This window comes from Buchnera aphidicola (Pemphigus obesinymphae) (assembly GCF_026122815.1).
GTDB lineage: Bacteria > Pseudomonadota > Gammaproteobacteria > Enterobacterales > Enterobacteriaceae > Buchnera_C > Buchnera_C aphidicola_BJ.
Genome location: NZ_JAIWQW010000003.1, coordinates 42,712 through 58,986, shown reverse-complemented (window position 1 = coordinate 58,986; position 16,275 = coordinate 42,712). Strand labels below are relative to the sequence as shown.

The 16,275-nt window shown below is 26.2% G+C and carries 9 protein-coding genes and 1 pseudogene; 6 read left to right on the top strand and 4 right to left on the bottom strand.

The window, feature by feature from the left end; translation table 11 throughout:
* The 6 genes and pseudogenes from ftsY to LDP10_RS01145 all read left to right on the top strand — a co-directional run.
* On the top strand, window positions 1-899 hold an 899-nt coding region (ftsY, locus tag LDP10_RS01165), incomplete at its 5' end, for a signal recognition particle-docking protein FtsY (protein ID WP_265196911.1).
* 149 nt (window positions 900-1,048) lie between these two features.
* Complete coding sequence (rpoH, locus tag LDP10_RS01160; protein WP_265196910.1) at window positions 1,049-1,906, top strand: RNA polymerase sigma factor RpoH; 858 nt, start codon at window positions 1,049-1,051, stop codon at window positions 1,904-1,906.
* Window positions 1,907-3,247: 1,341 nt separating this feature from the next.
* A complete protein-coding gene (locus LDP10_RS03560) occupies window positions 3,248-3,388 on the top strand; it encodes an HAD family hydrolase (RefSeq protein WP_414734434.1) in 141 nt (46 codons plus the stop codon).
* On the top strand, window positions 3,327-4,076 hold the full coding sequence (locus tag LDP10_RS01155) for an HAD-IIB family hydrolase (RefSeq protein ID WP_321160487.1): 750 nt from the start codon (window positions 3,327-3,329) through the stop codon (window positions 4,074-4,076). Before LDP10_RS03560 ends, LDP10_RS01155 begins: the two co-directional genes overlap by 62 nt.
* A 275-nt stretch (window positions 4,077-4,351) precedes the next feature.
* Window positions 4,352-6,628 (top strand): 5-methyltetrahydropteroyltriglutamate--homocysteine S-methyltransferase, encoded by a 2,277-nt coding sequence (gene metE / locus LDP10_RS01150; protein WP_265196909.1) that lies wholly within the window; start codon window positions 4,352-4,354, stop codon window positions 6,626-6,628.
* Between the two features lie 218 nt (window positions 6,629-6,846).
* Window positions 6,847-8,315: pseudogene (locus tag LDP10_RS01145) on the top strand (potassium transporter TrkG).
* Between the two features lie 51 nt (window positions 8,316-8,366).
* Here the strand turns inward: LDP10_RS01145 and LDP10_RS01140 are convergent.
* The 4 genes from LDP10_RS01140 to rpoC form a co-directional block, all read right to left on the bottom strand.
* Window positions 8,367-9,236: a YicC/YloC family endoribonuclease gene (locus LDP10_RS01140; protein WP_265196908.1), complete on the bottom strand. Its 870-nt coding sequence runs from the start codon at window positions 9,234-9,236 to the stop codon at window positions 8,367-8,369.
* 80 nt (window positions 9,237-9,316) lie between these two features.
* Window positions 9,317-10,882, bottom strand: a complete 1,566-nt coding sequence (gene purH / locus LDP10_RS01135) for a bifunctional phosphoribosylaminoimidazolecarboxamide formyltransferase/IMP cyclohydrolase (RefSeq protein WP_265196907.1) — start codon at window positions 10,880-10,882, stop codon at window positions 9,317-9,319.
* 125 nt (window positions 10,883-11,007) lie between these two features.
* Window positions 11,008-11,298 (bottom strand): HU family DNA-binding protein, encoded by a 291-nt coding sequence (locus LDP10_RS01130; protein WP_265196912.1) that lies wholly within the window; start codon window positions 11,296-11,298, stop codon window positions 11,008-11,010.
* 731 nt (window positions 11,299-12,029) lie between these two features.
* Window positions 12,030-16,271, bottom strand: coding sequence for a DNA-directed RNA polymerase subunit beta' (gene rpoC, locus LDP10_RS01125; RefSeq protein WP_265196906.1), 4,242 nt, complete (start codon window positions 16,269-16,271; stop codon window positions 12,030-12,032).
* Between the last annotated feature and the right edge of the window lie 4 nt (window positions 16,272-16,275).

Genomic DNA, 16,275 nt, shown 5'->3' with positions numbered 1-16,275 from the left:
TGGAAAAGTTAAGAATACAATTAAAAAAAACAAGAGATTATTTAGGTTCAGAGATAAAAAATATTTTTTCTAAAAATAAAGTTGACGTGATTTTATTTGATAAATTAGAAGAAAAACTATTATCTTCCGATATTGGTGTAAAAACAACTAATTTTATAATTAGTACGTTAAAATCAGAAGTTATAGGTAACAATATAAAGAATACCGAAGCAGTGTATGATTTATTAAAAATCCATATGTTAAAGATGTTATCTAAAGTCGAAAAAACTATAAATTTGGAAGGGTTTTGTTGTCCGTTTATAATTTTAATAGTCGGTGTAAATGGTGTTGGAAAAACAACTACTATCGGGAAATTAGCTGCTAAATATAAAAAAATGGGTAAATCAGTGATGTTAGCAGCGGGGGATACTTTTAGAGCTGCGGCTATTGAACAGTTACAAGAATGGGGATTGAAAAATAAGATATCAGTGATATCTCAGCATATCTATGCTGATCCAGCAGCTGTTGTTTTTGATGCAATTAAATCAGCTCAGGCGAAAAAAATTGATATTTTAATCATTGATACAGCAGGAAGATTACATAACAACGTGCATTTAATGAATGAATTAAAAAAAATAAAAAAAGTAGTAAAAAAAATAGATATTTTGTCTCCTCATGAAACTATTTTAGTTATTGATGCTTGCAGTGGTCAAAATACAGTACAACAAACAAAATTATTTCATGAATCGCTACATTTAACAGGCATAGTTATAACGAAATTAGACGGGACAGCAAAAGGTGGAATCATTTTCCCTATAGCCAATAAATTTTCAATACCTATTTATTATATTGGAATAGGGGAAAAGATAGAGGATTTAAAAGTTTTTGATAGTAAAAAGTTTATTGAATCTATTTTTTAATTTTTTATTTTTGTAATCTATTTATTTTAACCGTTTTATATATATTTTCCATAGAAAACAAGAAATAGTAAGATAGATTTTGATTTATTTTTATAATTCACGTATTATGAACTAATTTATTAGTTTAATGACGTAATTTAGGGATTAAAATGATTAATAAAATGCAAATTTTATCTCTTACTGCTTTGGGTAATTTAGATGCTTATATTAGATATGCTAATTCTTGGCCTATGTTATCGGCTGAAGAAGAAAAATTACTGGCGGAACGTCTTTATTATAATGGTGATTTAGATGCAGCTAAGACTTTAATTTTATCTCATTTACGTTTTGTGATTCATATTTCTCGTAATTATTCGGGATACGGATTACCTCAAGCTGATCTTATTCAAGAAGGTAATATAGGTTTAATGAAATCGATTCGTCGTTTTAATCCTGAAGTTGGTGTTAGATTGGTTTCTTTTGCTGTTCATTGGATTAAATCTGAAATACATGAATATGTATTACGTAATTGGCGTATTGTAAAAGTAGCAACAACGAAATCACAGAGAAAATTATTTTTTAATTTAAGAAAAACCAAACAACGTTTGGGATGGTTTAATGAGAACGAATTAAGAATAGTAGCTCAGGAATTAGGGGTGTGTAGTGAAGATGTACGCGAAATGGAATGTCGTATGTCAGCTCAAGATATATCATTTAATCCATTTCCGGATGATGAATCTAGCGATCGAAAATTAACCACTGTTATGACTCATTTAAGAGACAATACTTCTGATTTTGCTAATGGAGTAGAAGAAGACAATTGGGAAATGCACGCAACAAACAAATTGACTAATGCATTGCGTATATTAGATAAACGTAGTCGTCACATTATACGTGCAAGATGGTTAAATGAAAATAATAAAATAACTTTACAAGAAATTGCTAATGGATACGGAATTTCAGCAGAAAGAGTACGTCAATTAGAGAAAAATGCAATGAAAAAATTAAGAACAGCAATAGAAGCATGATTCCTTAAATTTAGTTTTTTAAATAAAAAAATATTTCTAACATGTTTAGTTTATATATTTTAATAAATCTTTGTTTTTTTTTGTAAATATTTTTTTAAATTTATTTAAAAGATAAAATTATGTATTTTTTATTATCGGTGAGTATTAAAAATTTTTGTATTTTATTAAATTTTACTATTAACTAGATTTTGGTTTATGTTCTAAAGTTAATTTTTATATAAATTTTAAATTCTTTAATTGTCAATTAAATTAAAAATTAAATTTTTATTGAATGTATATTATATATTTCCTTGATTTTTATTTTTTATTAATAAAAAATTTACATATAATTAAATTTATTTTCTGAGTAGTAATTCATATCTTTTTATGTGTGATGATCAATTATTTTAAATTTATTTCGAAATAAATAGGTATTTTTATAGCATTTTTTGTTCCAATATCATAGTTATTTTAAATAATTTTATTGAATGTTTTATTTTAATATGAAAATTTAAAAAAAAAATTTTTTTAGTAGATATTTTTTAATTTTCATTAAATTAGATTGTTTTTACTTGTTTTTATAAGTATATTGGCAATATCTGTTTAGAATAATTTTTATTATTTTTATATATTAAAAATTTAAACATTATTCATGTTAAACAAATTAACTTCATAAAAGTTATGAAATTAATATTTAAAAAAAAGAGATAATTTTTTATTTTGAATTGAATTGCATTACTTGTTTTTTAAATAAGTTTTTTATGGTTACATAAGTAATTATCTTTTATTGTCGTACATAGAATTATATTTTTATATTTATTTATTATTTTTTAAGAAAATATCATTGTGTATGATAATATTTTATTTAGATATTTTATATTTTTAATGTAAAAATTGAATTGACATTGATACTATTTTTTAATATGAGCGATTTTTACATATGTTATATATATCAATATGTTGGTAACGTTTTTTGATGAGTATATAAATTTAAAATTAATATGATTAATTCAATTTTTTAATTAATGTTCATATTAAAGATAAGGTTCTAATAAATTTAATTATTTTTATTTTTTTTAATATTTTAAATTTTATTAATTTTTTATTCAAATTATTTTTATAAATAAATTTATTTATTAAATATATAATTTTTATTAAAATATATTATATTTTTAATTTCATAAGTATTTATTATTTTGATTAATAATAAATACTAATATTAATTAAAATGTAAATATTGGTATAATTTTAAAAGTTTTTAAATAATTTAAAAATATTTATTTTATTTTTTTTAAAATTGATCATTTTTATTGATATTAGTATTTTACTTTTAAATATGATTATTTGTATATATTAGATTTTATGGAAATTATATGTATGTATAAATTTATTGTCTCTGATTTAGATGGTACTCTTTTGTCTTCTGAATATAAAATAACAAATTATACGAAAAGAATTATACAGGATTTGTATAACAAAGGATTTTGTTTTTTTTTTTGCTAGTGGTCGTCATTATTTCGAAATTTTAGAGATTTGTAATTATTGTAAAATTACTGCTTTCATGATTACTTCAAATGGAGCTAAAATTTATAATTTAGATAAAAAGTTAATATTTACCAGTAATATAGATAAAGATGTTATTGCGAATTTATTAAGGTATATCGATTTAGATACTGATATAATTATGCATATGTATTGCAATGAAAAATGGTATATTCATAAAAAAAATATAGAAAAGTATTATTATAATTATAGATCATCTTCTCAGTACCAAGTTTCGGATTTTTATTTTTTTAAAATGGATAATGTTAGTAAAATTTTTTTCACTTCTAATTATTTTAGTAAATTATTTTTATTGAAGGAAAAAATTATTGATTTATTTAAATCAGATTTAGATTGGGTTTTTTCTTCTAAAACATGTCTTGAAATAATGTCAAAAAAAGTATCTAAAGGAAATGCATTAACTTTTTTGATGAAATATTTAAATAGTTCTTTAACAGATTGTATAGCTTTTGGTAATGCTATGAATGATATGGATATGCTTAAGATAGTAGGTAAAGCATGTATAATGGTAAATTCTGATTTAGAACTAAAAAAACAGTTACCATATGCAGAAATAGTATTATCTAATGATAATGATGGTGTAGCTCGTTATTTAGAAGTTTTTTTAAAAAAATCAGTACTGTCTTAAATATAAATTAAATTATTTTATTTAATTTAAATGCACATTTGATTCAATTAATTATTAAAATAATTTTATTAATATTATTAATTTGATAATTATAGTATTTTACAATAAATTTTTATTTTTTGATATAAATATATTAATTGATTTAGAATATACTATTTATTTTAATTATGGAATTTAAAGAAGTTGCAGATTACAGAGTAAATTAAAATTTTTATAAAAATACAATTTTGTTGTAATATTTTTGATTAATTTTTTTATTAAAAAATGGATTACATATGTCTATAATAAATCACATACTTGGTTTTCCAAGAATTGGATCTAATCGTGAATTAAAAAAAGCACTAGAAGAGTATTGGTCTGAAAAAATTTCACAAGAAAATTTATTAATAGTAGGAAAAAAATTAAGGAAAATACATTGGGAAAAACAAAAAAAAGCAGGTATCGATTTACTTCCTGTAGGTGATTTTGCTTGGTATGATCATGTACTAAGTACTAGTATGTTGTTAGGAAATATTCCACAAAGACATAGAAATGAAGATAAATCAGTTGATTTGGATACTTTATTTCGTATTGCGAGAGGAACAGCTCCTACTGGACAATCTGCTTTTGCGTCAGACATGACTAAGTGGTTTAATACCAATTATCATTACATTGTTCCTGAATTTACTAAAAACAGTAAATTTTTTTATGGATGGTCTCAATTATTAGATGAAGTAGATGAGGCATTAAATTTAGGGTATAAAATTAAACCTATTATTCTAGGTCCTATCACATATTTATGGTTAGGAAAAGTAAAAGGCGATTTTTTTAATCGTTTAGATTTATTGCCAGATATACTTCCAATTTATCAACATATTTTTTCAGAATTAGAAAAAAGAGATATAAATTGGGTACAAATTGATGAACCTATTTTAGCATTAGATTTACCTTTTGATTGGTTAATATCATTTAAGCACGTGTATCAAAAGTTAAAATGTAATGTGAAGATTTTATTGACCACTTATTTTGATAGTGTAATGCATAATATTGATACTATTTGTCAGTTACCAGTTCAAGGTTTACATGTTGATTTGGTTTATGGAAAATATGATTTATGTAGTTTAAATAATCAATTACCAAAAGAGTGGGTTTTATCAGTAGGTATTGTCAATGGACGTAATATTTGGCGTGCCGATCTTATGGATTGGTTTGGCATTTTACATCCATATGTTAAAAAAAGAAAAAATTTATGGTTAGGTTCTTCTTGTTCTTTATTACATTCTCCTATTGATGTTGATTTAGAAAAAAACATAGATCAAGAGATAATAAACTGGTTTTCTTTTGCTATACAAAAATGTAAAGAATTAGCGTTATTAAAGGAAAGTCTTGTTTCTAATGATAATACTGTATTGGAAACATGGAGTGATTTTATTAAAAATAGAATAAGATCTAATATAGTTAATAATATAGAAGTACAAAAACGAGAAAAATTGATACAATCTAATCAATATCAAAGAAAAAATCCATATGTGATTCGTTCTAAAAAACAGAAAGAAAAATGTAATTTGCCTATTTTACCTACGACTACTATAGGTTCATTCCCTCAAACTGATGATATTAGAAAATTACGTCTTGATTTTAAAAAAGGTAAAATTAGTTCAGAAAATTATAACATTGCTTTATCTCAGTATATAAAAGATGTAATTTTTCGTCAGGATGATTTAGGATTGGATGTTTTGGTCCATGGGGAATTTGAAAGAAATGATATGGTTGAATATTTTGGTGAAAATTTAGATGGTTTTGTGTTCACTAATCATGGATGGATACAAAGCTATGGTTCTCGTTGTGTAAAACCACCTATTATTATAGGTGATGTTAGTCGTCCGAAATCCATTAGTGTAAAATGGTCGCAATATGCACAATCTTTAACTAATAAACCTGTGAAAGGTATGTTAACTGGTCCTGTGACTATTTTATGTTGGTCTTTTCCAAGAGAAGATATTTCTAGAGAAGTCATAGCGCGGCAGATAGCATTAGCGTTGCGTGATGAAGTTAAAGATTTAGAAAATATTGGTATAAGAATAATTCAAATAGATGAACCAGCTTTAAGAGAAGGATTGCCTTTACGAAAAAACGATTGGAAATCATATTTAAAATGGGCAGTAGATGCGTTCCATCTAAGTTCATCTGTGGTCAAAGATGAAACACAAATACATACGCATATGTGTTATTGTGAATTTAATGATATTATGGATGCTATTATTTCTTTAGATGCCGATGTAATTACAATAGAAACTGCTCGCTCTGATATGGAATTGTTAGATTTTTTTAAAAAATTTAAATATCCGAACGCAATTGGACCAGGAGTATATGATATTCATTCTCCAACAATACCTACAGTAAGAAATATTGAAATATTATTAAGAAAGATTATTCAATTTTTGCCAGTAGAACAAGTATGGGTTAATCCCGATTGTGGTTTAAAAACTAGAACGTGGACAGAAACCGAATTATCTTTAAGAAATATGATGCAAGCAACAAAAAATGTGAGAGAAGAAATTAATAAATTTTGATGTAATTTATAAAATGGCGCTTATTGGCGTCATTTTATATATGTAATTAATTTTATTCAATTAGTTATATTTTTATTTTTTATCAACATTGAATTCATTTTTAATATTAGATAATTGTATTTTTGAATATTAATATTAAAATTAATCTGTTAATTAATTATAAAATTTTATATATATAAAATATATTAAAAATAATTTTTATTGAATAAGGGTAATATATGTGTTTTTTTTTAATTTTTCGAATGATTGGTTTACTTATTATTTTTTTTTCTTTCACTATATCTATTCCTTATACGTTGTCTTTGTTTTATTCTGATCATATAGATAAAGTATTTAGTGTAACTTTTTTAATTACTTTTATTATGGGTTTATTGTTATGGTTACCTACTCGTAGAATAAAGGGTAATATACATAAAAAAGAAGTGTTTATGGTGGTAGTACTATTTTGGATAGTCTGTGGTAGTATTGGTTCATTACCTTTTATTTTGTATGATAGATTAAATATATCTGTTACTGATGCTTTTTTTGAATCTTTTTCTGGTTTGACGACGACTGGATCTACAACTTTGATTTTTTTAGATTTATTCCCTAAATCCATTTTATTTTATCGACAAATGTTACAATGGTTTGGTGGAATAGGAATTGTTATACTATTTTTAGTTATATCTCCTTATTTAGGAGTGAATGGTATGCACTTGTACAAAGCTGAAATAATAGGATCATTAAAAAATAGTAAAATAGTTCCTCGTGTTTATAATATGGCTAAGTCTTTGTTATATATATATTGTTGCTTAACGGTATTGTGTACGTTATTATTTTGGATTTTCGGTATGTCCTTATTTGATGCTGTAGCTCATAGTTTGTCTACTGTATCTATGGGAGGTTTTTCAACTCACGATAGTAGTATGGGATATTTTAATAATCAAAATATTAACATTATTGCATCTTTTTTTCTTGTGTTATCCAGTTGTAATTATACTTTACATTTTATTTTTTTAAAAAATAAGAATGTATCGTTATATTGGAAAGATATAGAATTAAGATTATTTATTTATGTAAATTTTATTTTATTTGTAATATTTTTTTTATTTTTATATTACATTCGATCAAATGATTTTTCGTCTATAATGACAGATCGCCTTCTATTTCAGGTTTTTTTTATTGAATCTACAGTAGGTTTTACCATAGACAATTTTTCTTTATGGCCTACTTATTTTTCTATTTTATTGTTTTCTTCTGCATGTATTGGAGGATGTTCAGGATCTATGACTGGAGGAATAAAAATAATACGTTTTATATTATTATTTAAGCAATTTGTCAGAGAAATAAAACGTTTAATTCATCCATATGCGTTATATAATATCAGCATTGGTAATGTAACATTTTCGACCAGATTGTTAGATTCTGTATGGATTTTTTTTTTACGTATTTTTTATTGTTTTTTTTAGGTATTTTGTCTCTCATAGCTACTGGAGTTGATTCTTTTTCTGCTTTTTCAGCTATTATTTCTAGTTTAAATAATTTGGGATTAGGTTTAGGTGTTTTGGTAGATAATTTTAAACATATTAATGATACTGCAAAATGGATTTTAATTGTAATGATGATTTTTGGTCGTCTTGAAATTTTTGCACTTTTAGTCTTTTTTTCTCCGATTTATTGGAAGGAATGTTTTATAAATAGGAAATAAATAATATTTTTTTAATTGATTAAATTTATTAAATACATAAATTAATTTTATTCATTCTATATTTTGAATTTGCTCTCTCATTTGTTCAATTAAAACTTTTATTTCGATTGTAGCTGCTGTAATGTAAGAATTAATAGATTTTGATGCCAAAGTGTTAGTTTCTCGATTGAGTTCTTGCATAATAAAATCAAGTCTACGGCCCATAGGTTCGGATTCTATGTTATTGATAATAGAGATAGTTTCAGCAATATGTATTGTGATTCTATCTAATTCTTCGCTGATATCTATTTTTTGTATTAGTAGCAATACTTCTTGTTCGAATCGTGTTTTATCTATGAATATTTGTGATTCTTTTAATTTCAAAAATAGTTTTTCTTTATATAATTTTAATACTTTTGGTAATTGTATTTTTATTTTTTTTATTTCGTATTTTATTAAATCTAAACGTTCTTCAATTATCTTTTTTAATAAAATGCCTTCGTGCACACGTACTTCTATTAATTTTTTTATGGTAAATTTTAATGAAGAGAATATTTCTGTTTTTATTTCATCTAAATTATCTCGTTTTATTTCAATTACTCCAGGCCATTTTAAAATATCGAGAAAATTAATGTTACCTTCATTGATGTGTAATTTAATCCATTGAATGGTATTTAGTATTTTTTTTATTAAATTTTTATTTAAAATAATTTTTTCTTCCTTTTTATAACCACCTTCAAATTTTAAATAGCACTCTATTTTCCCTCTATCGAGGTTACTTCTTATATATTGACGAACAGCAAATTCTAACTCTCGAAATTCTTCTGACATTCGAATGTGAATTTCCAGGTAACGTTGGTTAACACTACGTATTTCCCAAATAGCTTTTCCCCAATTTTTTTTTAGCTCTGTTCTTGCGTAACCAGTCATACTACGTATCATAAAAAATACCTATAAAATAATTTTTTCTTTTACATGTATTATTAAAAGTAACGAGAAGTGAATAAAATTTTTAGACTTTATTAATGTTTAAAATGACGAATATTAGTAAACAACATTGCAATGTTATGTTGATTAGCAGCTGCAATAATGTCTTTATCTCGTATTGAACCACCTGGTTGTATAATACATGTAATGCCCATAGAAGCTGCTAGATCAACGTTATCTCGGAAAGGTAAAAATGCATCAGATGCCATTACAGCTTCTTTTGTATTTAACTTTAAATCTTGTGCTTTAGTATTAGCAATTTTGGTAGAGTAAATTCTGCTCATTTGTCCAGCTCCAATACTGATTGTAACAAGATCTTTCACATAAACAATAGCATTGGATTTAATGTGTTTTATGGTTTTCCATGCAAATACACAATCACTTAGTTCTCTTTTACTTGGTTTTTTTTTAGTCACAATATTCCAGTTTTTACTATTTTCAATTATTGAATTTTTTTCTTGTACTAAAAGACCACCTTCCACTGATTTATATTCTAGTTGATTTTTATTTCTGTTATTGATATCAAATAATAATATTCTAATTTTGGGTTTTTTTTCCGTTATTTCTAAAATTTTTTTATCAATATCAGGAGTAAGAATTATTTCAACAAATTGTTTCTTGATAATAGTTTTTGTTGTTTCTTTATCTATTGGAAAATTAAATGCAATTATTCCTCCAAATGAAGAAATTGGGTCTTGATTATATGCTGCCAAATAAGATTCTAGTATATTTTTTTTAGTTGCTATACTACAAGGATTACCATGTTTAACTATAACACATGTGGGCTTATTAAACTCCTTAATACATTCTATAGCGATATTGGAATCTAATATATTATTATAAGATAATGGTATTCCTTGTATTTGTTTTATTGGTGTATTATTTTTTTTTGATGTATTTTTTTTAATATAAAATGCTGATTTTTGATGTTGATTTTCACCGTAACGAAGATCTTGATTTTTTACAAAATTTAAATTGATAGTATCGGGCATTGATTTTATTGGTAAATTATTTTTTTTATTATGATGACAAAAATAATCTGAGATAATAGTATCATATTTCGTTACATAGTTAAATGCAGACGCTGCTAATTTAAATTTTGTTTTTAAACTAATCTCATTATTATTTTTGTCCATTTCTGATATTATGTATTTATAATCGGATATATTAACTACAACAACTGTGTTTTTGTAATTTTTGGCAGCAGCTCGGATCATAGCTGGTCCACCGATATCAATATATTCGATAATGTTATCTATGTTGTAATTTTTATTATTAACTGCATGCCAAAATGGATAAAAGTTTACTACAATTATATCTATTTTAATAATTCCAAGATTTTGCATGATATGATCATCTGTTTTTTTTCTTCCTAAAATTCCTCCATATATTTTAGGGTGTAGTGTTTTTATCCTACCATCCATAATTTCTGGGAATTGAGTGTAATTTGATATTTCAGTAACATCAATACCTGACTTTTTTAAAACTTTTGATGTTTTTCCAGTAGATAAAATGTTTACATTTCTTTTTGTCAGATCATTTGCTAGTGTAACAATATTTAATTTGTTTGATACACTGATTAATGCATTTTTTTTTTGCATATAATACCTTGTATGTAATATAAAAGATGTTTTTTAATTTTGCATCGATAATTGATAAGATATATATTGATATTAATCAGGGGCAACGTGGCCCCGATTTTTTGAGACGAATATAAAAATAAACATTATTTTACAGCTTCTTTTAAAGATTTACCGGATATAAAAGTAGGTACTTTTGTAGCAGGAATTTGAATTTCTTTTCCTGTTTGTGGGTTACGTCCGATACGAGCAGCCCGATTATTTACTTTAAAAGTTCCAAATCCTACTAATTGAACAGAATTGCCATTTTTTAAAGATTTTACAATAGAAGATAAAGCTGTTTCTAAAGTTGTTTTAATTTGTTTTTTAGATAATTTAGTAATTTCGGAGACTACATTAATTAGTTGAGCTTTATTCATATTTCTTTCCTGAAAAATATTAATTATTTTTTAATAACAGTAATATGATTAACTCAGATATTAAAGTTATCGATAGCAATATATACTAAAGTTGATTTTATAATTAATAAATATAATGTAAAATAAATTTATTTTCATAATAAAAACTATTTTTATTATTATTAGATATATATTAATAAATAAATTATTAAAAATAAAAAATAAAAAAAAGATATAAAATAGATAATAAATCTATTTTATTTTTATTCTTATTGTATTTTAAAAACATCAATTATGTGATTGCAAGAAAAGGGAAAATATTGATATATAAATATTGATTAATATATTATATTTTTAATTAAAATATATGTTAATAATTATAAAAGATAATATTGTATTATATATTTATGAAATTTATTTTTATATATGAATAATACTAACGTTCTATTTTTTATTAAATACTTTTTGCAAAAATGTACACACCACATAAAATTTTTATTTTATTTTTAAAAATAAAATCGTTAAAAAAATAAATAAAATGTATTTATATATTTGTTGTTTTAATTTTCCATCTCATAATTATATAAAATCATATCATATATATGAATAAATGAAAGATAAATTAGTATATAATTTATGTTTCATAAAAATAAAATGTTTTTAAAATATGAATGTTTATACGAAAATAAAAATATAAAATTTTATGTGTTTGTTTATTTTTTAATATAAACTGCTATAAAAAAAAAGCAGTTTATATTAAAACGATAATTTTATTTATTTTTTATAAGTGTTGAATTTAATAATTCAGATAAATTTGCAGCAGCTTCTTCAGGACTAATACCTGATATAGTGGTGTCGGTAACTTTGCTGCTTGATAATAATGATCGATGATGACGGCGATTCAATCTATTTTTATGGTATGCATATCCCGTTCCAGCTGGTATTAATCGACCAACAATGACATTTTCTTTTAAGCCTCTTAACTCATCTTTTTTTCCAGCAACCGCTGATTCTGTTAAAACACGTGTTGTTTCTTGAAAGGATGCAGCGGATATAAAAGATTCTGTTGCAAGAGATGCTTTTGTAATGCCTAATAAATCTCGAGAAAATGTTGCTGGAATATGATTTTTTTTCTCCAGGTTACGATTTGATATTTTTATCCGATAAAATTCTACTTGCTCTCCATCCAAAAATTCTGATTGTCCTGCTTTAATAATAGTAGCTTTGCGTAACATTTGACGAATAATGACCTCAATATGTTTATCATTTATTTTTACTCCTTGAAGACGATATACTTCTTGTACTTCATTGACAATATATTTTGTTACAGCTTGTATTCCTCTTAATCTAAGAATATCATGTGGAGATTCTGGACCATCGGATATAACATCTCCTTTTTCTACTCTTTCTCCTTCAAAGACGTTTAGTTGTCTCCATTTAGGAATCATTTCTTCATATACTTCATTATCATCGATAGGAGTAATAATTAAACGTCGTTTCCCTTTAGTTTCTTTTCCAAAAGATATAAAACCACTAATTTCTGCTAGAATTGCTAATTCTTTAGGTCGTCTGGCTTCAAAAAGATCAGCAACTCTGGGTAATCCACCAGTAATATCTTTAGTTCCACCTGATTCTTGAGGGATTCTTGCTAAAGTATCTCCTGAACTAATTTTCATAGCATTATCTAATTGAACAATACTTCTACCAGGAAGAAAATATTGTGCAGGCATATCGGTACCTGGTAAGAGTACATCTTTTCCAGATGAATCGATAATTTTTAATGCTGGACGCAGATCTTTCGCTATTGAAGTGCGTTCGGCTGTATCTAATATTATTATAGAAGTCAATCCTGTCAATTCATCTGTTTGTCTAGTGATGCTTTGACCATCAATCATATCTATGAATTTAACATAGCCATTAACTTCAGTGATAACAGGCATAGTATGTGGATCCCATTTTGCTATTGTTTCACCTGCGTTAACAGTTTCTCCATGTCCTTTAATCATGATAGAACCGTATGGTACTTTATAACTTTCTTGTGTTCTACCTAATTCATCAATCATTTTTAGTTCAACATTACGTGAAGTAATAATAATTTTACCTTCTGAATTAATTACTGATTTAGCGTTATTAAGGTTAATTTTACCTTTATTTTTTACTTGAATATTGGATGTTGCAGCAGCTCTTGATGCAGCACCTCCAATATGAAATGTCCGCATTGTTAATTGTGTTCCTGGTTCTCCAATAGATTGAGCTGCAATAACACCAATAGCTTCGCCTTTGTTTACTAAATGACCACGTGCCAAATCACGTCCATAACAATGGGCACAAATTCCAAAATCAGTGTCACAATTAACAACTGATCTAACTTTAATACTATCTATAGAGTATTTTTCTAATATATCACACCATTTTTCGTTGAGTAATGTATTACGAGGTATTAAAATTTCTGTTGAACATGATTTGAAAACATTTTCAGCTGTAATTCTTCCTAATACTCTTTCTCGTAAAGGTTCTTTAACTTCACCACCTTCAATTACTGGTGTCATTATAATGCCTTCATATGTAAGACAATCATCTTCTGTAACTACTAAATCTTGTGCTACATCTACTAAACGACGTGTTAAATACCCAGAATTAGCTGTTTTTAGAGCGGTATCCGCTAATCCTTTCCTAGCTCCATGAGTAGAAATAAAATATTGTAATACATTTAATCCTTCACGAAAGTTAGCTGTAATAGGTGTTTCAATAATAGATCCATCTGGTTTTGCCATTAAGCCTCTCATACCTGCTAATTGTCTAATTTGTGCAGCAGAACCGCGTGCTCCTGAATCAGCCATCATAAAAATACTATTAAACGATACCTGTTTTTCAATTTTACCGTATTTGTTTATAACAGAATCCATAGAAAGATTGGCCATCATAGCTTTTGAAACACGTTCGTTAGCAGCTGCCCAAATATCAATAACTTTATTGTATCTTTCTCCAGCAGTGACTAGTCCGGATTGGAATTGTTCTTGAATTTCTGCAACTTCGTTTTCTGCTTCTGTAATAATTTCTATTTTTTCAGCAGGTATTACCATGTCATCTATACCTACAGATGCACCAGATCGAGCAGCATAAGCGAATCCTGTATACATAATTTGATCAGCAAAATTAACAGTAGATTTTAGGCCTAGAATACGATAACAAGTGTTAATCATTTTAGAAATACTTTTTTTCCCTAACGTTTGATTTACCATAGAAAAAGGTAATCCTTTTGGAACTATCATCCATAAAATAGCTCTACCTATTGTAGTAGGAATTATTTTACTTTCTTTTAGAATAATTTTTTCTTCTTTTTTTTCGTATTCTTGAATTCTAATTCTAACAATTGAGTGTAATTCCGCAAGTTCTGAACGATAAAGACGTTCCGCTTCTTTGGGACCGCTTAAAACCATTCCTTCTCCTTTACCATTGATTTTAGATCGAGTCATGTAATACAGTCCCAAAACAACATCTTGTGAAGGTACGATGATAGGTTCTCCATTAGCTGGAGATAGAATGTTATTGGTGGACATCATTAACGCTCGTGCTTCTAATTGTGCTTCGAGAGTTAGCGGAACATGAACCGCCATTTGATCCCCATCAAAATCGGCATTATAGGCTGCGCAGACCAATGGATGTAATTGTATAGCTTTTCCTTCAACTAAAATTGGTTCAAAAGCTTGTATACCTAATCTATGCAAGGTAGGTGCTCTGTTCAATAAAACAGGATGTTCACGAATTACTTCGTCTAATATATCCCAAACTACGGATTCTTCTTTTTCTACCATTTTTTTAGCAGCTTTAATTGTTGTTGCTAAACCGTGCAGTTCTAATTTTCCGTATATAAATGGTTTAAATAGTTCTAATGCCATTTTTTTAGGTAATCCGCATTGATGTAAATGTAGATAAGGACCGACAGTAATTACCGAACGTCCTGAATAATCGACGCGTTTACCGAGTAAATTTTGACGGAAGCGACCTTGTTTTCCTTTGATCATATCTGCTAAAGATTTAAGAGGTCGTTTATTAGATCCAATAATTGCCCGACCTCGGCGTCCATTATCTAAAAGTGCATCTATAGCTTCTTGTAACATACGTTTTTCGTTTCTTACTATAATATCTGGAGCTGATAAATCTAGTAATCTTTTTAACCGATTATTTCTATTAATAACTCGGCGATATAAATCGTTTAAATCAGATGTTGCAAATCTTCCGCCATCTAAGGGTACCAGTGGTCTTAAATCAGGTGGTAAAATAGGGAGTACATTAAGGATCATCCATTCTGGTTTATTATTTGATTGTATAAATGATTCGAGTAATTTAATACGTTTGGTTAATTTTCTTCTTTTAGTTTCAGAATGGCTGTTTTTTAATTCGTTTCTTAATGTTTCGCATTCTTCTTTTAAGTTCATGTTTTTTAAAAGTATTTGTATTGCTTCAGCTCCCATTTTAGCATCGAAATCATCTCCAAATTCCTCTAGTGCATCTAAATATTGTTCTTCAGTTAAAATTTGTTTTTTTTCTAAATTAGTCATACCTTCATCAACAATGACATATGATTCAAAATAGAGTACTCTTTCTATATCTCTGAGAGGCATATCTAATAACAAGCCGATACGTGATGGAAGAGATTTTAAAAACCAAATATGGGCTATAGGAGACGCTAATTCAATATGACCCATTCTTTCACGGCGCACTTTACTTTGAGTTACTTCTACTCCACATTTTTCACAAATAACACCACGGTGTTTTAAACGTTTATATTTTCCGCATAAACATTCATAATCTTTTACTGGGCCGAAAATTCGTGCACAAAATAAACCATCTCGTTCAGGTTTAAATGTACGATAATTAATTGTTTCTGGTTTTTTTACTTCTCCAAAAGACCATGAACGAATAGTATCTGGTGAAGATAATGAAATTTTGATAGAATCAAATTCTTCTGCTTTAGTTTGTGTTTTTAGAAATTTAAGTAAGTCTTTCACGGAT

What these genes read in the sequence shown, in the direction of transcription:
- rpoH (WP_265196910.1), top strand. Translation starts at nt 1,049, where the DNA reads ATGATTAATAAAATGCAAATTTTATCTCTTACTGCTTTGGGTAATTTA.
- LDP10_RS03560 (WP_414734434.1), top strand. Translation starts at nt 3,248, where the DNA reads ATGGAAATTATATGTATGTATAAATTTATTGTCTCTGATTTAGATGGT.
- metE (WP_265196909.1), top strand. Translation starts at nt 4,352, where the DNA reads ATGTCTATAATAAATCACATACTTGGTTTTCCAAGAATTGGATCTAAT.
- LDP10_RS01140 (WP_265196908.1), bottom strand. Translation starts at nt 9,236, where the DNA reads ATGATACGTAGTATGACTGGTTACGCAAGAACAGAGCTAAAAAAAAAT.
- purH (WP_265196907.1), bottom strand. Translation starts at nt 10,882, where the DNA reads ATGCAAAAAAAAAATGCATTAATCAGTGTATCAAACAAATTAAATATT.